Source organism: Gordonia oryzae, assembly GCF_003797185.1.
Lineage (GTDB): Bacteria > Actinomycetota > Actinomycetes > Mycobacteriales > Mycobacteriaceae > Gordonia > Gordonia oryzae.
This window is the reverse complement of the sequence record NZ_RKMH01000001.1, coordinates 154,993-179,269: the sequence shown is the minus strand read 5'-3', so window position 1 is coordinate 179,269 and position 24,277 is coordinate 154,993. Positions and strand designations below refer to the sequence as shown.

The window sequence follows — 24,277 nt, the reverse complement described above, 5'->3', positions numbered from 1 at the left end:
CGAGCGCCGGCTTCACGACAGCGCTGATTCCACCTCATCACGTGCAGCCTCGAACGACGCGCGCAACGCGCCGATGTCGGGTCCGGCGCCCAGCACCCCGCGTGAACTCGCCGGCAGCAGCCAGTCGAGGTCGGACTCGGCGAAGACCGAACCGAGATCCTCCGCGCGTGCTCCCTGGGCGCCGAGGCCCGGGGCCAGGACGGGACCGGCGAGTGCGGTGAGATCGAGGCCGTGCGCACGGGTCGCACCGACCACCACACCCACCGTGCCCGCACCGTCGGTGTTGACCGCCGCCGCCGCGTCGACGATCCGCTGCCCCACCGATCGCCCATCGGCATCGGCCAGTTGCACCGACGCACCCTCCGGGTTGGAGGTGCGGGCGAGGACGAACACTCCCCGCCCGGCCGGGCGCGCCACATCGAGAGCCGGTGCGAGGGAACCGAATCCGAGGTACGGAGAGACGGTGACCGCGTCGGAGGCCAGGGGCGACGAATCGTCGAGCCACGCACGCGCATAGGCAGACATCGTCGATCCGATGTCACCACGCTTGGCGTCGGCGAGGACGAGCGCGCCTGCGTCCCGGCATCCGGCGATGACCCGTTCGAGGGTCGCCAGACCGGCGGCACCGAACGGCTCGAAGAACGCCACCTGTGGTTTGATGACTGCTGCCACCGATCCGAACGCCTCGATACAGAGGTCGGCGAAGCGGTCCAGTCCTGCCGGATCGGCTTCGAGACCCCACGATTGAAGGAGTTCGACGTGCGGGTCGATCCCCGCACACAGCCGCCCCCGTGCGGCGACGGCAGTGCGAAAACGGGGACCGAAGCCGGTCACTGCTCGGTCCCGCCCGGCTCGTTCAGCAGGGCCGCGTGGCGCCGCTGTAGCGCCTTGACACCCATCTGGTTACCCCGCGCGGCCTCGATGCCCTGCACCGCCGCGCTGGCGCCCTGCACCGTGGTGATACACGGGATTCCGGCGGCCACGGCGGCACTGCGGATCTCGTAACCGTCGACTCGCGGGCCGGACTGGCCGTAGGGCGTGTTGATGACCATCGCCACCTCACCGGCGCGGATAGCGTCGAGGATGGTCTTCTCCCCCGGCCGCGACTCGAAATGCTTGCGCACCGTCTGAGACTCGATACCGTTGCGCCGCAGCACCTCTGCGGTTCCTTCGGTGGCCAGGATGGTGAATCCGAGGTCCGCGAGGTGCTTGACCGGGAACAGTAGCGCCCGCTTGTCCTTATTGGCCACCGACACGAAGACGGCGCCGTCGGTGGGCAACGACCCGTAGGCGGCGGTCTGCGACTTGGCGAAGGCCCGACCGAAATCGGCATCGATGCCCATCACCTCACCGGTGGACTTCATCTCCGGACTGAGCAGCGAGTCAACCCCCGTGCCGTCGTGGCGACGGAACCTGTTGAACGGCAACACCGCTTCCTTCACCGCGATCGGTGCATGCACCGGTGCGTGGCCACCGTCACCGTCGGCGGCGAGAATGCCCTGATCGCGCAGCTCGGCTATGGAGGTGCCCAGCATGACACGGGCACACGCCTTGGCCAGGGGTACCGCGGTCGCCTTGGAAACAAAGGGCACCGTCCGGCTGGCGCGGGGGTTGGCCTCGAGCACATAGAGGATGTCGTCCTTGAGGGCGTACTGGACGTTGAGCAGGCCGCGCACCCCGATCCCCTTGGCCAGCGCCTCGGTGGACTGGCGCACCATCTGTAGATCGGCGCGACCGAGGGTGATCGGCGGCAGCGCACACGCCGAGTCGCCGGAGTGGATACCGGCCTCCTCGATGTGCTCCATGATCCCGCCGATGTAGACCTCGGTGCCGTCGCACAGCGCGTCGACGTCGATCTCCACTGCGTCCTCGAGGAACCGATCCACCAGCACGGGATGATCCGGTGTCAATTCGGTTGCACGCGAGATGTAGTCGGCCAGAGACGACTCGTCGTAGACGATCTCCATACCGCGCCCGCCGAGCACATAGGAGGGGCGCACCAGCACCGGGTAGCCGATGCGAGCGGCGGTCTCGCGCGCCTCATCGAAGCTGGTGGCCGTCCCAAACGCCGGGGCGGGCAGTCCTGCTGCGGTCAGCACCTTGCCGAATTCGCCACGGTCCTCGGCGAGATTGATCGCCGCCGGGCTGGTCCCGACGATGGGGACACCTGCGGATTCGAGCCGGTCGGCCAACCCGAGCGGGGTCTGCCCGCCCAGCTGGACGATGACGCCGGCGACGGTACCCGACTCCGATTCGGCATGGAACACCTCGAGGACATCCTCAAAGGTCAGCGGCTCGAAGTACAGGCGATCGGCGGTGTCGTAGTCGGTCGAGACGGTCTCCGGGTTGCAGTTGACCATGACGGTCTCGTAGCCGGCCTCGCTGAGTGTGAGCGCGGCGTGCACGCACGAGTAGTCGAACTCGATGCCCTGCCCGATGCGGTTGGGTCCCGAACCCAGGATCAAGACCTTGGGCCGATCGGGCTGCGGCGCGATCTCACTGGTCGCCGCCGGATCGAGTTCATAGGTCGAATAGTGGTACGGCGTCTTGGCCTCGAATTCGGCCGCACACGTGTCGACGGTCTTGTAGACCGGGCGGACACCCAAGGCCTGCCGGAATGCGCGGACCGCGTCCTCGTCGGCGAAATCCGAACGCAGCGCCGCGATCTGGCGATCGGAGAAGCCGGTCGACTTGGCCTCGCGCAGCAACTCCGCCGTCAGCTGCCCGGCGTCGCGGATCTCGGTGCCCAGCGCCGCGATCCCGCCGATCTCGGCGAGGAACCACGGGTCGATCGCGGTGGCCTCGTACAACTGCTCGACGGTGGCGCCGGCATCGAAGGCCAGCATGATGCCGTAGAGCCGGCCGTCCTTGGGGGTGCGCAACTGCTCGAGGAGCGCCTCGAGGTCCACCGTCGACGGGTCGGCCCGGTTGGGCTCAGTCCAGAATCCGGCCGCCTTGGTCTCCAGCGAGCGCATCACCTTGCCCAGCGCCTCGGCGAACGACCGGCCCAGACTCATCGCCTCGCCCACCGACTTCATGGTGGTGGTCAGTGTGTCGTCGGCGCCGGGGAACTTCTCGAACGCGAATCGTGGCGCCTTGACCACGACGTAGTCCAGAGTCGGCTCGAAGCAGGCTGGAGTCTCTTTGGTGATGTCGTTGGTGATCTCGTCGAGGCTGTACCCGATCGCGAGCTTCGCGGCGATCTTGGCGATCGGGAATCCCGTCGCCTTGGAGGCCAATGCCGAGGACCGCGAGACACGCGGATTCATCTCTATCACGACGAGACGGCCGTCGGCGGGGTCCTGCGCGAACTGGATGTTGCAGCCGCCGGTATCGACGCCGACCTCGCGCAGGATGGCGATCGAGAGGTCGCGCATCTTCTGGTATTCGCGGTCGGTGAGGGTCATCGCCGGCGCCACGGTCACCGAGTCCCCGGTGTGCACCCCGACCGGGTCGAGGTTCTCGATGGAGCAGATGACGACCACGTTGTCGCGATTGTCGCGCATCAGCTCGAGCTCGTATTCCTTCCACCCCAGGATCGACTCCTCGATGAGCACATTCGCCGTCGGTGACGCGGCGAGTCCACCACCGGCGATGCGCTCGAGGTCGTTCTCGTCATAGGCCATGCCCGACCCGAGGCCGCCCATGGTGAACGAGGGTCGCACCACCACCGGATAGCCGAGTTCGGCGACGGTCTCGCGCACTTGCTCCATGGTGTGGCAGACGGCCGAGCGGGCGCTCTCTCCGCCGACCTTGGCGACGATGTCCTTGAACATCTGCCGGTCCTCACCTCGCTGAATGGCATCGAAGTCGGCGCCGATCAGCTCGATGCCGTACTTGTCCAGCGAGCCCCGATCATGCAGTGCCACAGCAGTGTTCAATGCCGTCTGACCACCGAGAGTGGCCAGCACGGCGTCGATCGGGTGTCCGGCGTCGCGTTCGGCCTCGATGACCTTCTCGACGTACTCGGCGGTGATCGGCTCGATGTAGGTGGCGTCGGCGAACTCCGGATCGGTCATGATCGTGGCCGGGTTGGAGTTCACCAGGCTCACGCGTAGGCCCTCGGACTTGAGGACACGGCACGCCTGGGTGCCGGAGTAGTCGAACTCGCAGGCCTGGCCGATCACGATCGGTCCGGAACCGATCACCAGGACGTGTGAGAGGTCGGTACGGCGCGGCATCAGGCCCTCGTTCCGTTGGCGCGGTCACCCTCGAGCAGGGTGACGAATTTATCGAAGAGGTAGGCGGCATCGTGGGGTCCGGCCGCGGCCTCCGGGTGGTACTGCACCGAAAACGCACGGCCCGAGAGCAATTCGACACCCTCGACAGTCCCGTCGTTGGCGCAGGTGTGACTGACACGGGCCCGGCCGAAGTCGGTGTCGAACTCCTCGCCGGCCTCACCCTCGAGAGCGAACCCGTGATTCTGCGACGTGATCGACACCGTGCCGGTGGCGTGGTCGATGACCGGGATGTTGATCCCCCGGTGTCCGAAGGCCATCTTGTAGGTGGAGCGGCCCAGCGCCCGCCCGAGGATCTGATTGCCGAAGCAGATCCCGAACAGTGGCAGATCCGCTCCGAGGACCTCACGGGTCAGCGCTACGGCAGCATCGGCGGTAGCCGGGTCGCCGGGTCCGTTGGACAGGAACACCCCGTCGGGCCGCAGTTCGCGGATGGCCGCGAAGGGCGTGTCGGAGGGCAGCACATGCACCGCCACGCCGCGCTGGGCAAACATCCGAGGGGTGTTGGTCTTGATACCCAGATCGATGGCGGCAACGGTCAGTCGCGCTTGCCGCGCGGGCTCGACGAGATAGCCGCGGTCGGTGGACACCTCGCCGGCGAGGTCGGCGCCCGTCATCGACGGCTGGCTGCGTACCCGCCCGAGCATCTCCTCGGTCGAGGCGAGCGCCGGCCCGGAGAACACCCCGGCACGCATCGATCCGTGGTCACGCAGGATGCGCACCACCGTGCGGGTGTCGATGCCCGCGATACCGACCACGCCCTGGCGGGTGAGTTCCTCCTCGAGGCTCGACGTGGCCCGCCAATTCGACACGCGCCGTGTGGGATTGCGGATCGCATAACCTGCCACCCAGATCTTGCCGGAGTCACCGTCGATGCCGTCACTGCCGGCGCTGCCGGTCGATTCGCCGTCCTCGGTGTTCCATCCGGTGTTGCCGATCTGCGGTGCGGTGGCCACCACGATCTGACGGTGATAGCTGGGGTCGGTCAGGGTCTCCTGGTATCCGGTCATCGCGGTGCAGAACACGGCCTCACCGAGCGTCTCGCCGGTGGCTCCGTAGGGCTGCCCGGTGAATACCTGACCGTTCTCGAGCACCAGAACCGCTGTGGTCATTGATCTTTCCCCTGTTCGGTTTCGGTCAGTGTCGTCAAGTGGGCCGGGGTGTCACTGGGGGCCGGTGCTGCGGTGAATTCGGCGATCCACGGCGGGTAGACGGCTTTGTCGTCGGCGCGAAAGCCGGAGTCGATCTCGGTTCCCGACGGCAGTGTCCAGCGGATCACCAGCACGCCGCCGCGGCCCATCACCTTCCCGGCGTGGCCGTTCTCGGTGCGGACCGCGGTGATCGCCGACCGCGGTATCCAGATCGTGGACGCGCCGGCGCGCTCGATGCCGATGCCGTCGGTGAACGCCGAGAGGTCGGCGGCGGCACGATCCCCGAAATCGCCGACGGCGACCCGATTTTGCCAGCTCGGTGCGAGGGTGGCACCGAGGTACAGTCCGGAATCCGGGCCGAGGAGCGCGGTACCCGGATCGTCGGGGAACACCGGGATCTCGCCGATCGCGTCGGCCTGACGCCGGCCTCGATTACGCCAGCCCCGCAGCAACAGGGCCACCAGCGCCAGCCACGCGGCCAGCACGACGATCACGATGATCAGGTCGAGGACGATCTCAGTCATGCGCTCGCCTGCCCGTCGCGGGCGGTGACGACCCCCCGCAGCAGCGTGGCGATCACCCGCGCCGGCATCGTCATCTCCTCGTACGGCGTGTTCGACGAGAGACTGGCCAGCTCGTCTCCCCGCACGACCCACGGCGAGTCCGGGTCGATCAGGGTCAGGTTGGCCGGTTCGCCGACGGCAATGGGACGACCCTGATCGGTGAGTCCGACGATCTGCGCGGGCCGTTCGCTCATCACCCGGGCGACCCCGCGCCAGTCCAGCAATCCGGGTTCGACCATGGTCGTCACGATGATCGGCAACGCCGTCTCGAGCCCGAGCATGCCCGGTTTGGCCAGGGCGAACTCGCAGCACTTATCCTGTGCGGCATGTGGCGCGTGATCGGTGGCCACGCAGTCGACGATGCCGTCGGCCAGCGCCCGCACCAGCGCGGCGGTGTCGCGGGCCTCCCGCAGCGGCGGGTTCACCTTGTTGACCGCGTCGTAGGTCGCCAGCCGTTCGTCGGTGAGCAGCAGGTGATGCGGGGTGACCTCGGCGGTGATGGAGATGCCCTGTTCCTTGGCCCACCGCACCAACTCGACGGTGCCCTCGGTGGAGGCGTGGCAGATGTGCACTCTCGCCCCGGCGTCTCGCGCGAGCAGCGCATCGCGCACCACGATCGATTCCTCGGCGGCGCGAGGCCATCCGGTCAAGCCCAGCCGTGCGGCGTTCGGTCCCTCGTGGGCGACAGCACCCTTGGTCAGTCGCGGCTCCTCGGCATGCTGGGCTATCAGCACTCCGAGTCCGGTGGCGTAGTCGAGAGCGCGGCGCATGATCAGCGGGTCGTGGACGCATGTGCCGTCATCGCTGAACATGCGCACACCCGCGACGCCGGCCGCCATCATTCCCATCTCGGCGAGTTGTTCACCGCCCAGCCCAACGGTGACCGCCCCGACCGGGTGAACATCGACCAGGCCCACCTCGCGCCCGATACGCCACACGTTGTCGGTGATCGTCGAGTTGTCGGCGACCGGGTCTGTGTTGGCCATCGCGAACACCGCCGTGTAGCCACCGAGCGCCGCGGCCCTCGAGCCGGTGCGGATGGTCTCGGTGTCCTCCCGGCCCGGCTCCCGCAAGTGGGTATGCAAATCGACGAAGCCAGGCAGGAGTACGGCACCGGCCCCGTCGATGCACTCGACCCCCTCGGGCACCGTCACCGAGGTCCCGATCGCGGTGATCACACCGTCGACGACGACCACGTCGACCAGTTCCTCGCCGTACGGCCGAACCTGTTGCAGGACAACAGTTCCGATGTTCCTCGGGGCGCTCACTGTGATACTCCTGACTGTTCGGTCCCGACGAGCAAGCGGAACAGCACCGCCATCCGCACATGGACTCCATTGCGTACCTGTTCCAAGACCGTCGCCGCGGGAGCGTCGGCGACCGAGAAACCGATCTCCATGCCGCGCAACATCGGTCCCGGGTGCAGGATCACCGCGTCGTCACCGAGTAGCCCCATGCGCCTCTCGGAAAGCCCGTAGCGCACCGAGTATTCGCGTGCGCTGGGGAAGAAACCGCCGTTCATGCGTTCGGCCTGGACGCGCAGCATCATCACCGCGTCGACCGCCGGGAGTTCGGCGTCGAAGTCGCTCGACACGGTCACCGGCCAGGCCTCGACGCCCACCGGCAGCAGTGTCGGTGGCGCGACCAGCACCACCTCCGCACCGAGGGTCGAAAGCAGATGCGCGTTGGAGCGGGCCACCCGAGAGTGCAGGATGTCGCCAACGATCGCGACGCGGCGATCCTGAAGCGAGCCGAGCCGTTGACGGAGCGTGAGTGCGTCGAGCAGCGCTTGCGTGGGGTGTTCGTGCATACCGTCGCCGGCGTTGATCACCGACGGACCGGTGCCGTCGCGACCCTCGGTCCACTGCGCGATCTGTTGTGCCGCACCCGAAGCCGGATGCCGAACGATCAGCGCGTCGGCGCCGATGGCGCGCAGGGTCATCGCGGTGTCTCGTAGCGACTCGCCCTTGCCGACCGAGGAACTCGAAGCCGAGACGTTGATCACGTCGGCGCTCATCCATTTCCCTGCGGTCTCGAAGGACACCCGAGTGCGGGTGGAGTTCTCGTAGAAGACCGTCATCACCGTGCGCCCGCGCAACGTCGGCAGCTTGCGGACCTCACGTCCGGTCAGTGCCTGCTCGAAGCGTTCGGCCTCGTCGAGCAACTCGGTGGCCTGCGCCGACGACAGGCCCTCGGTGGACAGCAGGTGCCGCATCAGCGCTCCCCCGCCCCGGCCGCGCTCAGCACGACCTCGTCGAGCCCGTCGTGCTCAACGAGGTGCACGGCCACGCTCTCCTCGCGTGAGGTCGGAATGTTCTTGCCGACATAGTCGGCACGCAAGGGCAATTCGCGGTGACCACGATCGATGAGGACGGCGAGTTGCACCGCGTCGGGGCGGCCGAGGTCGCGCAGGGCGTCGAGCGCGGCCCGCACCGTACGACCGGAGTACAGGACATCGTCGACGAGGATCACGATCGCGTGGTCGACGCCGCCGGGCGGCACCATCGTGCGCTCGAGAGGACGGTGGGGTTTGTCGCGCAGATCGTCGCGATACAGGGTGATGTCGAGATAGCCGACGGGGATCTCGCGTCCGGCGAACTCTCCGATCTTGACGGCCAAGCGGTCGGCGAGAGTGGTGCCACGAGTGGGAATGCCGATGATGATGACGCGGCGGGCGTCGGGGGCGTCCAGCGCATTCTTTTCGATCACCTGGTGCGCGACGCGGGCGATGGTCCGCGAGACGTCCCCGGCGTCAAGGAGAACTCGTCTACCCGAGGGGGTACCGTCGGTGGGCGTGACCACGCCGACCTCCTTCTCCGCCTCACGGGACGGATCGTTAAAGGATGTCTGTCGCGGCCAAGACTACACGCCGGGATCATGTGGGCCGAACCGGACTCGGGCCGAACCGGACTCGGGCCGTGCCGGCTCAGTGGACTCGGGCCGTGCCGGCTCAGTGGACTCGGGCCGCGGCGGCTCAGTGGACTCGGGCCGCGGCGGCTCAGTGGCTGTCGCGATCCGATCCCGCCGCCTGCGCGGCCCGCACCTGCGGAGCAAGGTCGGCGATCGTCTGCAGCACCCCGTTGACGAAGGCGGGCGAGTCGTCGGTGGACAGTTCCTTCGCGAGTTCGACCGCCTCATCGACCACGACGACCGGGTCGACGTCGGTGGCGTGGAACAACTCCCACGTGGCCAGGCGTAGGATCGCCCGGTCCACCGCCGGCAACCGGGCCAGGGTCCAGCCCTTCAGGTGCGAGGAGATGACCGCATCGATCTGCGCCTGGTCGGCCACCAGACCGTCGATGACCCGTGCGGTGTAAGGGTGGATCTGTCCGACACTCTCGTCGGTACGGACCAGCTCCCGCCGTTCGGCGATGAGTTCGGCCGGGCTGACGTCCTTGGCCTCCGCCTCGAACAGCAGGTCGATGGCGCGGCGACGCGCCTTGTGTCGGGTTCCGGGCTGCTTCACGTGTTGGGGATCTCGCTAGTTGTTGACGCGGCCGAGGTAACTGCCGTCGCGCGAGTCGATCTTCAGTTTGTCGCCGGTGTTGATGAACAGCGGAACCGCGATCTCGGTACCGGTCTCCACGGTGGCCGGCTTGGTGCCACCGGTGGAGCGGTCGCCCTGCAGGCCCGGATCGGTGTGGGTGACCTCGAGCTCGACGGTGACCGGCAGCTCGACGAACAGCGGGGTGCCGTCGTTGAGCGAGACCTGCACGGTCATGTTCTCCAACAGGAACCGCGCGCCGTCACCGACGGTTGCCGGCGCGAGCGAGTACTGCTCGTAGTCCTGGGCGTCCATGAAGACGTAGTCGGTGCCGTCGTTGTAGAGGTAGGTCATGTCACGACGGTCGACGGTCGCGGTCTCCACCTTGACCCCGGCGTTGAAGGTCTTGTCGACGGTCTTGCCCGACAGGATGTTCTTGATCTTGGTGCGCACGAAGGCCGGACCCTTGCCGGGCTTGACGTGCTGGAACTCCAGGATCTGCCAGAGCTGGTCATCCATGCGCAGCACGAGGCCGTTCTTGAAATCGGCGGTGGTCGCCATATGCGTCGTCTCTTCCTTCTTGACGTCGAGAACCGTCAGATGACGGTGAATGTCTTGTCGCTGGCGGTCAGCAGCTCCGGATCGCCGTCGGTGACGACGAGGGTGTCCTCAATCCTGACTCCACCTCGGCCCGGGAGGTAGACCCCAGGTTCCACGGTCACCGCTGCGCCGCATGGCAGTGTACCTGTTGCGAGCTTGCCGATTCCGGGCGCTTCGTGGATTTCGAGGCCAACTCCGTGTCCGAGACCGTGCACGTAGTTCTCCGCGTGACCGGCGTCGGCGATCACCACCCTGGCCGCGGCGTCCACCACGCGCAGGTCTGCGCCCGGGTGCAGCGCCGCGCGCCCGGCCGCCTGCGCGGTGGCGACGAGCTCGTATATCTCACGCTGCCACGGCGCGGCGTGACCGAGCACGAAGGTCCGGGTCATGTCCGAGTGGTAACCACCGAACACCGCACCGAAGTCGATCTTGACGAAGTCGCCGTCGGCGAGCACGTCATGGGTGGGGCGATGGTGTGGGATCGCCGAGTGGGCGCCGGCGGCGACGATCGTCTCGAAGGCCACCGCATCTGCACCGTGGCGGTACATCTCCCACTCCAGGGCACGGGCGACCTCTCGCTCGGTGGCACCCGCCCGTAAGCCCCCGCCGTAGATCAGCGCCGCAAGTGCCTCGTCGCCGATCCGGCAGGCTTGCCGCAGCAGTGCGATCTCCCCGGCATCCTTGATCTCCCGTAGGCCCTGGACCAGGCCGGTCCGGCCGATGAGTTCGACACCATCGGGTGCGTCCGCATCGAGGGCCCGGTGCTCGGCGACCGTGAGCGCATCGGCCTCGAAACCGATTCGGCGCGCCTCGGCGTCGGCGGCGACGCGCAGCAGTGCCGGTGGACAGTCTCGGGCGAGGACGGCATCGAGGTCACCGGCTTGCTCACGGACCTGGGTCTGATAGCGGCCGTCGGTGCAGATCCGGTCACCCGCCGGACCCGAGGCCGAGATCAACACCGCGCCGTTGGAGCCGGTGAACCCGGTCAGGTAGCGCATGTTGGTGAGATCGCCGACCAGGAAGGCATCGACGGCATGGTCACCGCCACCGATCAGGTCACGCAGCCGATCACGACGACCAGCGTAGTCATGTGTAGGGGTCATCGGTTCACGCTAGCCGGACACGTTTCGGCACCGGGCGGACGACTTGACGCAAAGTGTGGCCAAGAGCACTGGATGTGCTGACCCTCTAGTAACGTGATCGGCATGTTCTCCTCCTGGTTGCTGCGCGGAGTCGTCATGACCGCGGTACACGTCGCGGCCCGAGTGGCACTCGGACTGGCCATCATCCACGCTCCCCTGCACTCCACGGTGTGGAAGACGATCGCGGTCGCGGCGGTCGTGCTGGTGTCCCTGGTCTGGGGCGGAATCGACGGCATCGCCGACGCGCGGGCCAACCTCGATCCCGACGATTACGAGGATCTGACCGTCCGCTGGCTCAAGGCCGGCGTTTTCGCAGGTGTCGTCGCGGGTCTCATCTCGTGGCTCCTGGGCAGTTTCGTCTTCGCCGGGATCGGTCAGGCCAGCCTGTGGGTCGAACTGATCGCCGGTGGCTCGTTCACCGCGCTGCTGATCTTTGTCCCGGCGTTCGTCGGCGCGGCGGTGGGTCGCTGGCTGATGCGCCGCGATCAGCGCAAGAACGCACAAGACGACGACTGGTCGGTACACCCCGACGCGCAGCCGACCGAGCAGATCGAGCGGGTCTGACGCACCTCGTCCGGTCCTCGGGCAACGTGCGGCGACTCACTTAGCGGCGAAGCCGGCCCGCCAGGCAACGGGCGATTCCCGAGAGTGTCGTCGAAGGGTAGATTGCGCATCAACGCGCACTACTCGTCGTACCGAGAGACCTCTGCAGGCAGCGATGCACACGTAGTCACCCAGGCGCACCGTTCGTCGGCAGCCCAGAGCTCGCATTCGACCAGTCGGTATCGGGGTGCTCCACCACACGAAAGTCGGGTCGTTCGCGCGGATCATCCCCACGGTCCCTGGCGCCAGTCGGCCACCGACGATTCCAGTCCGGCACGCGCCAGCATCCCACCGGGGTACGGCTCGCCGAAGTAGACGGGCGAGCCGACCCACTGTTCAGACGCCGACGCCGCCCCTGGCTGTCCGGCTCAGATTCGTCAGGCCCAGAATTGTCCGGCTCGGAATTATCCGGCCCGGAATCATCAGGCTCAGAGCAGGGTCGCCCTGCCCGGCACCGCTTCCGCGGCGACCGCCGAGTACGCGGCGGCGACCAGGGACGGATCGGGGCCCTCGAGGCGGCCGGGTTTGGCGAGACCGTCGAGAACGACGAATCGCATGACCCCAGAGCGGTTCTTCTTGTCGCCCGCCATCGTGGCGAGCAGATCACCGAGGGCGTCGACGTCGTAGGTCGTCGGCAATCCGACGAGGGACAGGATCGCCGCGTGCCGATCGGCGGTCGCGTCGTCGAGCCGACCGGCCAGTCGCGCGAGTTCGGCGGCGAAGACCAGCCCGACCGACACCGCCGCACCGTGGCGCCAGCGGTAGCGTTCCCGACGCTCGATGGCGTGACCGAGCGTGTGACCGTAGTTCAGGATCTCCCGCAGCGACGACTCCTTGAGGTCGGCGGACACCACATCAGCCTTGACCTGCACCGATCGACGGATGAGCTCGGGTAGGACGTCGGCGGTCGGGTCAGTGGCCGCGGCCGGGTCGGCCTCGATGATGTCGAGGATCGTCGGGTCGGCGATGAATCCGGTCTTGATGACCTCCGCCAGACCGGCGATCACCTCGTTGCTCGGTACCGTCTCGAGGGTCGCGATGTCAATGAGTACCGCTGTGGGCTCGTGGAACGCGCCCACCAGGTTCTTACCGGCATCGGTGTTGATGCCGGTCTTGCCGCCGACCGCGGCGTCGACCATCGCCAGCAGGGTCGTGGGAACGTGGATGACCCCGATTCCCCGCATCCAGGTGGCCGCGACGAATCCGGCCAGATCGGTCGCGGCACCACCGCCCAACGAGATGATCGTGTCGTTGCGTTTGAGCCCGATCCGGCCGCACACGTCCCAGCAGAATGCGGCGACCGCGAGATCCTTGCCGGCCTCGGCGTCCGGGATCTCAACACGATGTGCGTCGAATCCCTTGCCGGACAAGTATTCGCGGATCTGTTCCGCTGTCTGAGCGAGCGTCGGCTGATACAGAATCGCGATCCGATCGGCGCCGGCGGCAGCATCGGCGAGTTCACCGAGCAGACCGCGGCCGATGATGACGTCATACGGCGATCCGGCATTGACGCGGATTCGTACCGGCTCGGTGGTCATCGAGTCGCTCATGTGGTCCTCTCGGGTACGAGTTCGCGGGCGATCGCGGCGATGATGACATCGGCGACATCCTGCACGTCACCGTCGGCCGCGTCGACCTCGATGGTCGCGACGCCACTGTAGATCTCGGCGCGCTCGGTCAGCAGTTCACGGTAGCGCGCGGCCGGATCGCCGTCGGCCAGCAGTGGCCGATCAGAACCAGAGACGCGTGAGAAGCCGTCCTCGGCACCGATTTTCAGGTGGACGACACGGTATCCGTCGAGCGCGTCACGGACCGCTTCGGTGGTCACCGCTCCCCCGCCGAGGGCCACCACGCCGCGGTGGTTCTGCAGGACGTCGGTGACGACGTCGCATTCGATCTGGCGGAACCGGGTGGGCCCGGCACCGGTGAAGATCTCCGGAATGCTCTGGCCGGTGCGGGTCACGATCTCGGCGTCGGTGTCGACGAAGTCGACGCCGAGCCTGTCGGCAAGTATCCGTCCGACCGTGGACTTTCCGGCACCCATGAACCCGACGAGCACGGCCACTGGACGATCGGGGCCGCCGGTCACCGGCTGCGATGTCATGAACGCGGGGGCCGGGACTCGACGTGCTTGAGGTAGCCGCGCAGATTCTCCCCGGTCTCGGTGGCCGAATCGCCGCCAAACTTCTCCAACGCGGCCTGGGCGAGGACCAGAGCGACCATGGCCTCGGCGACCACACCCGCCGCGGGCACCGCGCACACGTCGGATCGTTGATGGATGGCGCTGGCCCGATCGCCGGTGCTCATGTCAATGGTCGACAGGGCGCGCGGCACCGTCGAGATCGGCTTCATCGCCACCCTCACCCGCACGTCCTCGCCGTTGGTCATGCCGCCCTCGAGGCCACCGGCCCGGTTGGTCGATCGCAGCACCCCGTCGGGTCCAGGGACCATCTCATCGTGTGCGGCGCTGCCACGGCGACGCGCGGTCGCGAAACCGTCACCGACCTCGACCCCCTTGATCGCCTGGATTCCCATGAGTGCACCGGCGAGTCTGGCGTCGAGGCGGGTCTCGCCACTCACGTGCGAGCCGAGCCCGACCGGCACATTCGTCGCGACGACCTCCACCACACCACCGAGGGTGTCGCCGTCCTTCTTGGCCGCCTCGATCTCGGCGATCATCGCTGCCTCGGCGTCAGAGTCAAAGGCACGGACCGGGCTCGCGTCGATCGCGTCGAGATCGGCGATCCGGGGCGGCGGGCCGTCGTAGGGCTCGCTGGCCCCGATGGAGATCACATGCGAGACGATGTCGACCCCGAGTACCTGCCGTAGGAAGTTGCGGGCGACGGTGCCCGCCGCTACCCGCGCGGCGGTTTCGCGGGCACTGGCCCGCTCGAGGACCGGGCGCGCATCGTCGAAGCCGTACTTGAGCATCCCCGAATAGTCGGCGTGCCCGGGACGCGGGCGGGTGAGGGGCGCATTGCGCGCGCTGCCGTCGAGTTCGGCGGCGTCGACCGGATCGGCCGACATCACCGTCTCCCATTTGGGCCACTCGGTGTTACCGATCTCGACCGCGATCGGCCCGCCCATCGACCGTCCGTGGCGCAGGCCGCCGATCACCGTCACCTTGTCGGCCTCGAACTTCATCCGGGCCCCTCGTCCGTATCCGAGACGGCGACGGGCCAACTGCTCGGCGATATCCGACGAGGTGATCTCAACTCCGGCGACCATACCCTCGACGATCGCCACGAGTGCCGGGCCATGCGACTCTCCGGCTGTTATCCAGCGCAACACGAGAACCCATTGTTCCATGCGGGCCACGCGGCCCGCGGACAGCCTTGACCGGGCCCGGTCACCGGCGGTGACGACCCGCGCGCGAGGCTCAACCGAACGCCAGGACGAGGACCGCGGCAAGGATCAGCGTGGGGCCGTGTGGTCGTCGCACCGGGCCGCCACGTCGATGTCCGATCAGGACTCCCACCTGGGCGAGGGCAACCATCAGCAGTGCCGCGACCGGGTACGCGAGGATGCCTCCGAGGACGAATCCGAGTTTGACGTCACCTCCCCCGCACCAGCGGCGGGCGAACGCCAGTAGGTACGGAACGGAGCCGGCCAGGGCCGCGATCAGCACGTGCGGGGATATCAGCCCGCCGACGACCACCGCAAGCACGCCCGGCCACAGCAATCGATTCGGGATGCGCGCGGTGCGCCGGTCGCACTCGGCGACCATTGCAAGCCAAACCATCACCACCAGAGCCGTCGCAACCATGCCGCCAGTGTGATCGATGGCGTCGGTGGGCTCCTGCGCCGCACAGCCCGCCCGCGTCGGCCTGTGGACCGTCGCGTCTCTGTGCGCGCCTCAGGAGGCCGCGTCGGCTCCGGCGAACACCTCGACCATCACCGAGCGCGGTGCCGGCAGCCCCGTGAATTGCTCGACCTGGCTGAACGCCTGGTGCAGCAGCATCACCAGTCCACCGGCCACCCGACCACCCGCGGCCCGAACCGCGGCGGCCAGAGGGGTGGGCCACGGGTCGTAGATGACCTCAACCAGACGCGCCGAGCCCGCCACGGCGTCGATCACCGGTGCGGTAGCCGACGCCGGGACCGTGGAGACGGTGACCGCGCCGTCACGGCAACGCCGGTTCAGATCGTCGGTACTCGCGAACGCGGCCACCTGCACCGACATCCCGAGATCGCGCGCCAGCGTGAGCACGTCGGCGGCGCGCTGCGCGCTGCGCGCGACGACGGTGAGTTCGCCGATCCCGACCGCGGCGAGCGCCGCGATGGTCGGCAGCGCCGTACCGCCGGCCCCGACGAGCACTGCCGAATCGGGAAGGTCGGCACCGACGGCGCTGGCGTCGACACCGAGGTGTTCGAGTGCTCCGGTCATGCCATCGATGTCGGTGCAGTCCGCACGCCAACCGTTCCCAGTCCGCACCAGTGTGTTCGCCGAACCCACCAGGACCGCGCGTTCGGTGCGCTCGTCGGCGACGGCGAGCGCGGCGAGTTTGCCCGGCATCGTGACCGAGAAACCGATCTGGTCGGCCGGCGCCGCGGCGACGACCCCCGGCAGATCCGCTGCGGTGCACTCCCGTCGCGTGTAGGTCCAGTTCCCCAACCCCAGGGCACCGTAGGCGGCCAGGTGCAGATCCGGGGATCTCGAATGCGACACCGGGGAGCCGAGCACCGTGGCGCGGCGGGCAGTGCGCCCGCCCACCGGGGCTCGCAGCGGCGGGCGCGCGAGCACCGATCCGGTCTCGCCCAGTGAACCCGTCACCGGCACGTGATGAATTTGTTCTGGCATGCGGTGGCTATGTTGCGCCGATGCTGATCGAAATCGTCGGTGAACAGTGTCGTCCCCTTGGAGTCGACGGTCACGAAGTACAGCCAGTTGCCGTCGGCGGGCTGTTCCATCGCCTCCACCGACGGCTCCTCCACCGCACCGATCGGAGTCGGCGGTAGACCCTTACGCACATAGGTGTTCCACGGCGTATCCGCCTTGAGCGCATCGTCATGGAGATTCAGGTCGACGACGCTGGCCGTGTAGTTGGCAGTCGAATCGAACTCCAGCCGTTGACCTTTGGCGAGTCGGTTCAGGATGACGCGCGCCACCTTTGGGTAATCGTCGGGTTGCACCTCGCCCTGCAACAACGATGCGGCCACCAACGTCTGGTAGGGACTGAGCCCGGACTTGTTCTTGCTCACCACACCCCAGCCCTCGTACATGAGGGCACTCTTGGTAATCAGGGCGTTGAGGATCTGCGTGGCGTTGTCGTGGGGATCGATGTCCTCCCACGTGCCGGGCGCGATCAGGCCCTCGATCCGGCGATGGTCGCCGTTGAGCGCCGTTACCGAATCCTGCGCCCAGCTCGGGACACCGAGCGCGGTGATATTCGCAGTGGCGGCCGCGTCGGACAACTGCTGCTCGGTCACCCCGAGTCGTTGTCCATTGATCTCGACGCCGGTCTGGTCGGCGATCGTCGCGAAGATGCCCGGGGTGAGTCGCCCCGAGGTGTCGCGCTTGGTGTCCAACGGGGTCCCGGGCGGAACGACGATGCGCCCGACCCGGTTGGTCGAGTCGGAGTCGGTGATCATCCTCACCGCCTCTCTCGCCGGGATCTGGGTCCGCAACTTGTAGTAGCCACTGGGCAGGGAGGCTCCGTCGGCGGCATCCACGAAGGCGCGGACGCTGCCAACGACGTTGTCGTCGACCAGAATTCGGCCGATCTGTTTGATCGACGCGTTGGCCGGGACGTGCACGAGTACGTCGGCGATTCCCGCGGCGTCCGAGTAGTCCTTTCGGGAGTCGAAGAGCCCAGCCTTGTCCGCGCCCCAGTAGCCGACTCCGGCGACCAGCGCCAGCAACACGACGGCGACCACGGCCATACCGATCCGGCGTCGGCGCCGACGCGCGACCGCCGCCGGACGACGTTCCGGATGATCGTCGAGGTCTGGGCGGGAGTCGCCGGAAACTGGTGCGAGGATGGTGTCGTCGGCCGGTTCGATCAGATCGTGCGGAGCTGTCAGGTCGTGATCAACGCGATTGTCCGAGCACCTGGACTCGGTGTCGGCTCGATCGGTGAGGTTGGTGTCGGCCTCCGGAACCGCCAACGTCGGTTCGGCCAGCCCGGCGAGCGCGCCCGGCGCCACATCTGTCTCCCACCGCAGACCTACCGACCGGTCTGTGGTCTCGCGGGCTGACGAGTCGTCGCCGTCGATTCGTTCCGGCTCCGGCTGCGGCTGCTGCGGTTCGGCCTGCTGCACGTCGGCCTGCTGCGATTCAGCCTGCTGCGGTTCAGGCTGTTGCGGTTCAGGCTGTTGCACGTCGGCCTGCTGCGATTCGACCTGCTGCACGTCGGCCTGCAGCGATTCGACCTGCTGCTCATCCTGCTGCGATTCAGGCTGCTGCGATTCGACCTGCTGCTGTTCAGGCTGCCGCGGTTCAGGCTGCTGCGGTTCGGCCTGAGGAGGCGCGGGGATCGGCGCGGTAGGAGGAGCCGACCGCTGAGCGCGTGAACGCAGCGTTGGCTGTGGCGCTGACGGGGTCGCCCCGTCCGCGGACTGCGGCGCGGGCACCTGTGCCGTTGCCTGTGGTGTTGCAGCCGGAGGTGCCGCGGGCCGGGGACCATTCCCAAGCCGGGATACCCGATCGTCGGGTGCCTCCGGCGACGGCGGGACGGGCCACGATCCCAACGAGGTGCCCGGCGGTCCGGTGCGGCGGCGGCGATGCCGGGTGCTGGATCGTCCATCCACCGGTTGCGTGAAATACCGCAACCGATCGGGGTCCATGCCGTCGGCGGGATGGTCCACTCGATCCCGATGGCGATTCCGATGCCGTTCGTCGCTCACCGCGGATACCCTCCCTGATCCCACTTCGACGGTGCGGCATAAGCCCCACCCATCCCCCGACACGTGCGCATGTCGCGCATCACACTGGACCTGAACCGATCGGCCCCTGCCATCGGTGGACGAAACGACGTCGCCAACGAACTCATCGTCGCGCGTCCAGCCATCCCTGCAGAATAGCGACCGCCGCAGCCTGATCAATCACCGAACGCGATGCCTTCGCCGATCGGCCACTCGCCCGCAACGCTTGCGCCGCAGTCACCGTCGTGAGCCGTTCATCGACATACTCGACACACACCGGGTGAATCGCGGTGGTCAGGTCGTCGCCAAACGTCCGCGCGGCGGCCGCCGCCACACCTTCGCTGTTGCGCAGCGTCTTGGGCAAACCGATCACGATGCCGACAACCTCGTATTCAGCGGCGAGTTCGGCGATTCTCCTCACGTCCGACCCTCCGGACGTGTCGCGTCGCACGGTCTCGACCGGAGTCGCGAGTATGCCGTCGGGATCGCACACCGCGACGCCGATCCGCACACTGCCGACATCGATGCCCAGACGCCGGCCCCGCCGCGTCCGCTGGTTGTCGTGCTCCGGATCTGCCATCAGTGCAAGAGCTCGGAGATCCGTCGCATCGCCGGGTCCACGCCCGTCGGATCAGAACCCGATCCCTGTGCCAGATCGGGTTTGCCGCCGCCCCGACCACCGAGAAGGGGTGCAATCTCCTTGACCACGTCACCGGCCTTGAGCCCAGCCGAGCGGGCGGCCTCTGTGGTGGCGACGACGAACGGCACCTTGGCCTGCCCGGCGTCCTCACTCGGTGAGAACACTGCGATCACCGCGGCACGGTCCTTGACCCGCCCGCGCAGATCTCCGGCCACCGACCGCAATCCGTTGGCGTCGAGGCCGGGTAGCGTACCCGAAACGAGCAACGTCGACCCGACCGTGACCGCCCGATCGAGCAGCGTGGCCGCCGACGCCCGTGCCGCCTCGGCGCGCATCTTCTCCAACTGCTTCTCGACGTCACGCAATCGCGTCACAAGTTGCTCGACGCGCGCGGGAACCTCATCGGAGGGCACCTTCAGCGACGACGCGAGACCCGCCATCAGGGCGCGTTCCTTCGACAGATGACGGAAGGAGTCCATGCCGACATAGGCCTCGACGCGGCGCACCCCCGAACCGACCGAGGACTCGCCGATCAGCGTGACCGGTCCGATCTGCGCCGACGATGCGACGTGAGTGCCACCGCACAGCTCCATCGAGAACGGGCCGCCGATCTCGACGACACGCACCTCGTCGCCGTAGTTCTCCCCGAACAGTGCGAGCGCGCCCATCGCCTTCGCCTCGGCGAGACCGGTCTGGAAGGTGTTGACCCGGTAGTCGGCCTCGACTGCCTCGTTGGAGATCTCCTCGATCTGGGTGCGTTGCTCGGCCGACAGCGGTCCCGATGCATGGAAGTCGAAGCGCAGGTATCCGGGACGGTTCAGCGAACCCGCCTGTGTCGCACCGGGTCCGAGCACCTGACGCAGCGCGGCGTGCACCATGTGGGTACCCGAGTGCCCTTGCGTGGCACCGTGGCGCCAGCTCGTGTCGACGCTCGCGAGGACCTCATCGCCTTCGGCGATCTCCCCGGCATCGACGATGACGCTGTGTAGCCACACCGACTTGCCCACCCGCTGAACATCTTTGACGGTCAGCCGAGCGCCGGCCCCGGTGGTGATGGAGCCGGTGTCGGCCATCTGGCCACCGGACTCGGCGTACAACGGGGTGCGGTCGAGAATCACCGTCAGTTCCTGACCGGCACCGGCGCTGCGGACCCGCACGCCGTCGGCGATCAGACCCACGACGCGCGCCTCGGACACGAGCTCTCCGTATCCGGTGAACTCGGTGGGTCCGCGATCGAGGAATTCCCGGTACACCCCGGCGTCGGCGTGCCCGGTCTTCCGGGCATTCGCGTCGGCCTTGGCTCGCCGCTTCTGCTCGGCCATGAGTTCGGTGAAGCCGCCCTCGTCGACCTGTAACCCGGCCTCGGCGGCCATCTCGAGGGTGAGATCGATCGGGAAGCCGTAAGTGTCGTGCAGGGTAAACGCATCGCTGCCCGAAAGCGTGCTCTTGTTGGCTTCCTTGGTCGCCGCGGCGGCGTCGGCGAACAACTTCGACCCGGCGGCGAGTGTCTTGGCGAACGATGCCTCCTCGCCGACCGCAACACTCACGATGTGCTCACGCTTGTCGGCGAGTTCTGGATACGACGGCGCCATCAGGTCGATCGCGGCACCGATGAACACCCCCATCGTGGCCTGATCCGCACCGTCGACATTCGGCCCGCTCGCTGTGCTCCCGGCGCCGCTGACATTCGGCCCGCTCGCTGTGCTCCCGGCGCCGCTGACATTCGGCCCGCTCGCTGTGCTCCCGGCGCCGAGCAACCTCGCCGAACGCACCACGCGGCGCAGCAACCGACGCAGCACATAGCCGCGGCCGTCGTTGCCGGGCAGCACGCCGTCGCCGATGAGCATGGCGGCGGTACGCGTGTGGTCGGCGATCACCCGGAACCGGACGTCGGCCTCGTGGTCGCCGGCCCCATAGGCGCGGCCGGTCACGCTCGCGGCGAGGTCGATGATCGGCTTGAGCAGATCTGTTTCGTAGACGTTGTCGACACCCTGCAGCAGGCAAGCGACGCGCTCGATGCCCATGCCGGTGTCGATGTTCTTCTTGGGCAGCGGGCCGAGGATCTCGTAGCCCTCCTTACCGCCGCCCGGGCCGCGCACGTTCTGCATGAAAACGAGATTCCAGATCTCGATGTAGCGGTCCTCGTCGGCCTCGGGTCCACCTTCGATGCCGTACGCCGGACCGCGGTCGTAGAAGATCTCCGAGCACGGTCCGCACGGACCGGGGACGCCCATCGACCAATAGTTGTCCTTCATGCCGCGTCGCTGGATGCGTCCGGCCGGCACACCGATCTCGTCTCGCCAGATCGACTCCGCCTCGTCGTCATCGAGATAAACCGTCGGCCACAGCTTTTCGGCCGGAATGCCGTATCCGCCGTCCTCGACACTGTTGGTCAGCAGCGTCCAGGCGAAGGTGATCGCCTCGCGCTTGAAGTAGTCACCGAAGGAGAAGTTGCCCGCCATCTGGAAGAAGGTGTTGTGACGGGTGGTGATGCCGACCTCGTCGATGTCGAGGGTGCGCACGCACTTCTGCACGCTGGTGGCGCGGTCGAACGGCGGGGTCTGCTCACCGAGGAAGTACGGCTTGAACGGCACCATGCCGGCGTTGACGAACAGCAGGTTGGGGTCGTCGAGGATCAGCGAGGCGCTGGGCACCTCGGTGTGCCCGGCCTTGATGAAGTGATCCAGGAATCGCTTCCTGATGTCATGCGTCTGCACTGGGTGAGTCCTCGAAAGTTCGGCGATGTGCGTATCTGCGGGTTACCAGCCTACCGTCGGCAGGCCCCACGCTCTCCGACCGCGTCGGGTATCGCGGCCGTCATCGGCTCGTCATACTCGGGTTATGTCCGGCGAACACCACTATCGTGTCACCACCACCTGGATCGGCGACCGCGGCTCCGGGACCTCCGGGTACCGCGACTACGACCGCACCGTCCGCGCTGGTGTCGCCGGGAAACCCGACCTGATCGGGTCGGCGGATCCGGCGTTTCGCGGCGATGCTGCACACCATAATCCCGAGGATCTGCTGCTCATCGCGATCTCACAGTGTCACTTGCTGTCATATCTGCACGCGTGTGTGACCCGCGGCGTCGTCGTCACCGGCTACGCCGATGAGGCGAGCGCCGTCATGGCGCAAGTGGGAAACGGCGGATATTTCACCTCGGCGACGCTGCGCCCGACGGTCACCGTTGCCGACGAGTCGATGGTCGCCGACGCCCACGATGCCCACCACGACGCCCACGAGTGGTGCTTCATCGCACACTCGGTGAACTTCCCGATCCGCCACCACGCCACCGTCACCGTCGGCTGATCGCTGATCACCCACATCGCCACCGGCGGCGAAGCGATCAGGGGGTGGACCGCATCGATGGCTGGTGCTCCTGTCTCCTTGGGCGGCGCCGGAGTGCGGGATCGCTCTCGAGGAGATCCTCGGCCGACCGGACATCGGGACATGCAGGTGATCACCTGCGGAACCATCAGGGCGGCCCTACCCTCTCCCAAGGGGTTCCGGTGATCGACATCGTGGGTGTTCGGTCGGCTCGTCTCGATGGGGAGATCGCTATGACGACGCCAGGAACCACTGCGCTCAGCACCGGTCCGCGAATCAGCGTCGTTTCGAGGTTGCTCTACGAATGATCGACCGCAATTTGCCCACCCGTGGCCCGATTTCGCGCTCGAAACCGTGGTCAGTCGGCTGGTAGTAGTCGACACCGACTAGCTCGTCCGGTGGATACTGTTGCGGTACAACCCCATCGGGGTCATCGTGCGGATAGCGGTAGCCGACGCCGCTGCCCATCTTCTTCGCGCCGGCGTAGTGACTGTCGCGCAGATGAGGCGGTACTGCGCCGGCCTTACCGGCCTCGACGTCGGCCAGCGCGGCTCCGATCGCGCCGACGACGCCCGCCGACTTCGGAGCGGTCGCGAGGTGGATGGTGGCTTGCGTCAGAGCCAGTTTCGCCTCGGGCATACCGACCAAGGCGACCACCTGCGCGGCGGCAACAGCGGTCTGCAGGGCCATCGGGTCGGCCATCCCGATGTCCTCGCTGGCGTGGATCATCAACCTCCGCGCGATGAATCGCGCGTCCTCCCCCGCGGCGATCATCCGTGCCAGGTAGTGCAGCGCGGCGTCGACGTCGGACCCACGGACGGACTTGATGAACGCCGAGGTGACGTCGTAGTGCTGGTCGCCGTCTCGGTCGTAGCGCACCGCGGCTTTGTCGATGGCCGCTTCCACGTCGGCGAGATCCACTACCGGGATCTCGCTCGCGTCGGCCTGCGCATCGGTATCCGACCGATCTTGGGACACGACGTCGGCGGCGGCCTCCAGTGCGGTCAGCGCACGTCGAGCGTCACCACCGGCAACAGCGACGAGGTGATCGTAGGCGGCGTCGGTCACGCGAACCGCCCCGCCGAGACCTCGCTCATCGGTGACCGCCCGGCGGAGCACCTCACGGATGTCGTCGTCGGTCAACGACCGCAACCGCAGCACCAACGAACGTGACAGCAGTGGGGAGACCACCGAGAACGACGGATTCTCCGTGGTGGCGGCCACCAGTAACACGATCCGGTTCTCGACGGCGTCAAGCAACGCGTCCTGCTGGGTCTTGGAGAAGCGATGGACCTCGTCGATGAACAGGACGGTCTGCTCGCCGTCGACGAGTCGTCGGCGGGCCACCTCGATGACCGCCCGCACCTCCTTGACCCCCGCCGACAACGCCGACAACGCCTCGAACCGCCCGCCGGCGGCGGTGGAGATCAGCGACGCCATCGTGGTCTTGCCGGTACCCGGTGGGCCGTAGAGCAGCACCGACGCCGCACCGGAACCGTTGATGAGCCGACGCAACGGCGACCCCGAACCCAGCAGATGGGTCTGACCGATGATCTCCTCGAGTGAGCGGGGCCGCATCCGGACGGCGAGCGGTGCCGAGACGCCGACCGCGGGTCCGCTGCTGGGTGACTCGGGATCGGGAGTGTCGAAAAGTCCGTTCATTCC

22 protein-coding genes are annotated in these 24,277 nt (G+C 67.5%); 3 read left to right on the top strand and 19 right to left on the bottom strand.

Going from position 1 to position 24,277, the window contains the following annotated elements; all coding sequences use genetic code 11:
• Positions 1–12 precede the first annotated feature (12 nt).
• From pyrF to EF294_RS00805, 10 genes are all read right to left on the bottom strand, one after another.
• The gene (gene pyrF, locus EF294_RS00850) at positions 13–834 is read right to left on the bottom strand and encodes an orotidine-5'-phosphate decarboxylase (RefSeq protein ID WP_123925130.1); all 822 of its coding nucleotides are present in this window, start codon (positions 832–834) and stop codon (positions 13–15) included.
• On the bottom strand, positions 831–4,181 hold the full coding sequence (gene carB, locus EF294_RS00845; protein ID WP_123925129.1) for a carbamoyl-phosphate synthase large subunit: 3,351 nt from the start codon (positions 4,179–4,181) through the stop codon (positions 831–833). Before carB ends, pyrF begins: the two co-directional genes overlap by 4 nt.
• On the bottom strand, positions 4,181–5,350 hold the full coding sequence (gene carA / locus EF294_RS00840; protein ID WP_123925128.1) for a glutamine-hydrolyzing carbamoyl-phosphate synthase small subunit: 1,170 nt from the start codon (positions 5,348–5,350) through the stop codon (positions 4,181–4,183). Before carA ends, carB begins: the two co-directional genes overlap by 1 nt.
• The gene (locus EF294_RS00835; protein ID WP_123925127.1) at positions 5,347–5,913 is read right to left on the bottom strand and encodes a PH-like domain-containing protein; all 567 of its coding nucleotides are present in this window, start codon (positions 5,911–5,913) and stop codon (positions 5,347–5,349) included. The genes carA and EF294_RS00835 overlap by 4 nt, the downstream gene beginning before the upstream one ends.
• The gene (locus EF294_RS00830) at positions 5,910–7,220 is read right to left on the bottom strand and encodes a dihydroorotase (RefSeq protein WP_123925126.1); all 1,311 of its coding nucleotides are present in this window, start codon (positions 7,218–7,220) and stop codon (positions 5,910–5,912) included. The genes EF294_RS00835 and EF294_RS00830 overlap by 4 nt, the downstream gene beginning before the upstream one ends.
• Positions 7,217–8,167 carry an aspartate carbamoyltransferase catalytic subunit gene (locus tag EF294_RS00825; protein WP_123925125.1) on the bottom strand — a complete coding sequence of 317 codons (951 nt, stop codon included), beginning with the start codon at positions 8,165–8,167 and terminating at the stop codon, positions 7,217–7,219. The genes EF294_RS00830 and EF294_RS00825 overlap by 4 nt, the downstream gene beginning before the upstream one ends.
• Positions 8,167–8,754, bottom strand: coding sequence for a bifunctional pyr operon transcriptional regulator/uracil phosphoribosyltransferase PyrR (gene pyrR, locus EF294_RS00820; RefSeq protein ID WP_123925124.1), 588 nt, complete (start codon positions 8,752–8,754; stop codon positions 8,167–8,169). The genes EF294_RS00825 and pyrR overlap by 1 nt, the downstream gene beginning before the upstream one ends.
• A 196-nt stretch (positions 8,755–8,950) precedes the next feature.
• On the bottom strand, positions 8,951–9,418 hold the full coding sequence (gene nusB / locus EF294_RS00815; RefSeq protein ID WP_123925123.1) for a transcription antitermination factor NusB: 468 nt from the start codon (positions 9,416–9,418) through the stop codon (positions 8,951–8,953).
• 15 nt (positions 9,419–9,433) lie between these two features.
• On the bottom strand, positions 9,434–9,997 hold the full coding sequence (gene efp, locus EF294_RS00810) for an elongation factor P (RefSeq protein ID WP_123925122.1): 564 nt from the start codon (positions 9,995–9,997) through the stop codon (positions 9,434–9,436).
• A 35-nt stretch (positions 9,998–10,032) separates the two neighbouring features.
• Entirely contained in the window at positions 10,033–11,139 is a 1,107-nt protein-coding gene (locus EF294_RS00805; RefSeq protein WP_123925121.1) for a M24 family metallopeptidase, read from the bottom strand.
• 102 nt (positions 11,140–11,241) lie between these two features.
• On the opposite strand from EF294_RS00805, the gene EF294_RS00800 reads away from it, so the two are divergent.
• The gene (locus tag EF294_RS00800) at positions 11,242–11,742 is read left to right on the top strand and encodes a B-4DMT family transporter (protein WP_123925120.1); all 501 of its coding nucleotides are present in this window, start codon (positions 11,242–11,244) and stop codon (positions 11,740–11,742) included.
• Between the two features lie 467 nt (positions 11,743–12,209).
• On the opposite strand, the gene aroB is transcribed toward EF294_RS00800, so the two are convergent.
• From aroB to mltG, 6 genes are all read right to left on the bottom strand, one after another.
• Positions 12,210–13,331, bottom strand: a complete 1,122-nt coding sequence (gene aroB, locus EF294_RS00790; RefSeq protein ID WP_246007592.1) for a 3-dehydroquinate synthase — start codon at positions 13,329–13,331, stop codon at positions 12,210–12,212.
• Positions 13,328–13,885, bottom strand: a complete 558-nt coding sequence (locus EF294_RS00785) for a shikimate kinase (protein ID WP_123925119.1) — start codon at positions 13,883–13,885, stop codon at positions 13,328–13,330. The genes aroB and EF294_RS00785 overlap by 4 nt, the downstream gene beginning before the upstream one ends.
• Entirely contained in the window at positions 13,882–15,090 is a 1,209-nt protein-coding gene (gene aroC / locus EF294_RS00780; protein ID WP_123925118.1) for a chorismate synthase, read from the bottom strand. Before aroC ends, EF294_RS00785 begins: the two co-directional genes overlap by 4 nt.
• A gap of 70 nt (positions 15,091–15,160) precedes the next feature.
• Positions 15,161–15,547: a prepilin peptidase gene (locus EF294_RS00775; RefSeq protein WP_123925117.1), complete on the bottom strand. Its 387-nt coding sequence runs from the start codon at positions 15,545–15,547 to the stop codon at positions 15,161–15,163.
• A 90-nt stretch (positions 15,548–15,637) separates the two neighbouring features.
• Complete coding sequence (locus tag EF294_RS00770) at positions 15,638–16,561, bottom strand: shikimate dehydrogenase (protein WP_123925320.1); 924 nt, start codon at positions 16,559–16,561, stop codon at positions 15,638–15,640.
• Positions 16,552–18,102: an endolytic transglycosylase MltG gene (mltG, locus tag EF294_RS00765; RefSeq protein ID WP_246007591.1), complete on the bottom strand. Its 1,551-nt coding sequence runs from the start codon at positions 18,100–18,102 to the stop codon at positions 16,552–16,554. The genes EF294_RS00770 and mltG overlap by 10 nt, the downstream gene beginning before the upstream one ends.
• On the opposite strand from mltG, the gene EF294_RS00760 reads away from it, so the two are divergent.
• On the top strand, positions 18,097–18,294 hold the full coding sequence (locus tag EF294_RS00760; protein ID WP_123925116.1) for a hypothetical protein: 198 nt from the start codon (positions 18,097–18,099) through the stop codon (positions 18,292–18,294). The genes mltG and EF294_RS00760 overlap by 6 nt on opposite strands.
• 475 nt (positions 18,295–18,769) lie before the next feature.
• Here the strand turns inward: EF294_RS00760 and ruvX are convergent, their stop codons facing one another.
• Positions 18,770–19,225: a Holliday junction resolvase RuvX gene (ruvX, locus tag EF294_RS00755; RefSeq protein WP_123925115.1), complete on the bottom strand. Its 456-nt coding sequence runs from the start codon at positions 19,223–19,225 to the stop codon at positions 18,770–18,772.
• On the bottom strand, positions 19,225–22,002 hold the full coding sequence (gene alaS, locus EF294_RS00750) for an alanine--tRNA ligase (protein WP_123925114.1): 2,778 nt from the start codon (positions 22,000–22,002) through the stop codon (positions 19,225–19,227). The genes ruvX and alaS overlap by 1 nt, the downstream gene beginning before the upstream one ends.
• A 124-nt stretch (positions 22,003–22,126) precedes the next feature.
• Here alaS and EF294_RS00745 point away from each other — a divergent pair, with 124 nt between their 5' ends.
• Positions 22,127–22,594: an OsmC family protein gene (locus tag EF294_RS00745; protein ID WP_123925113.1), complete on the top strand. Its 468-nt coding sequence runs from the start codon at positions 22,127–22,129 to the stop codon at positions 22,592–22,594.
• Between the two features lie 294 nt (positions 22,595–22,888).
• On the opposite strand, the gene EF294_RS00740 is transcribed toward EF294_RS00745, so the two are convergent.
• Positions 22,889–24,274, bottom strand: a complete 1,386-nt coding sequence (locus EF294_RS00740) for a replication-associated recombination protein A (RefSeq protein WP_123925112.1) — start codon at positions 24,272–24,274, stop codon at positions 22,889–22,891.
• Between the last annotated feature and the right edge of the window lie 3 nt (positions 24,275–24,277).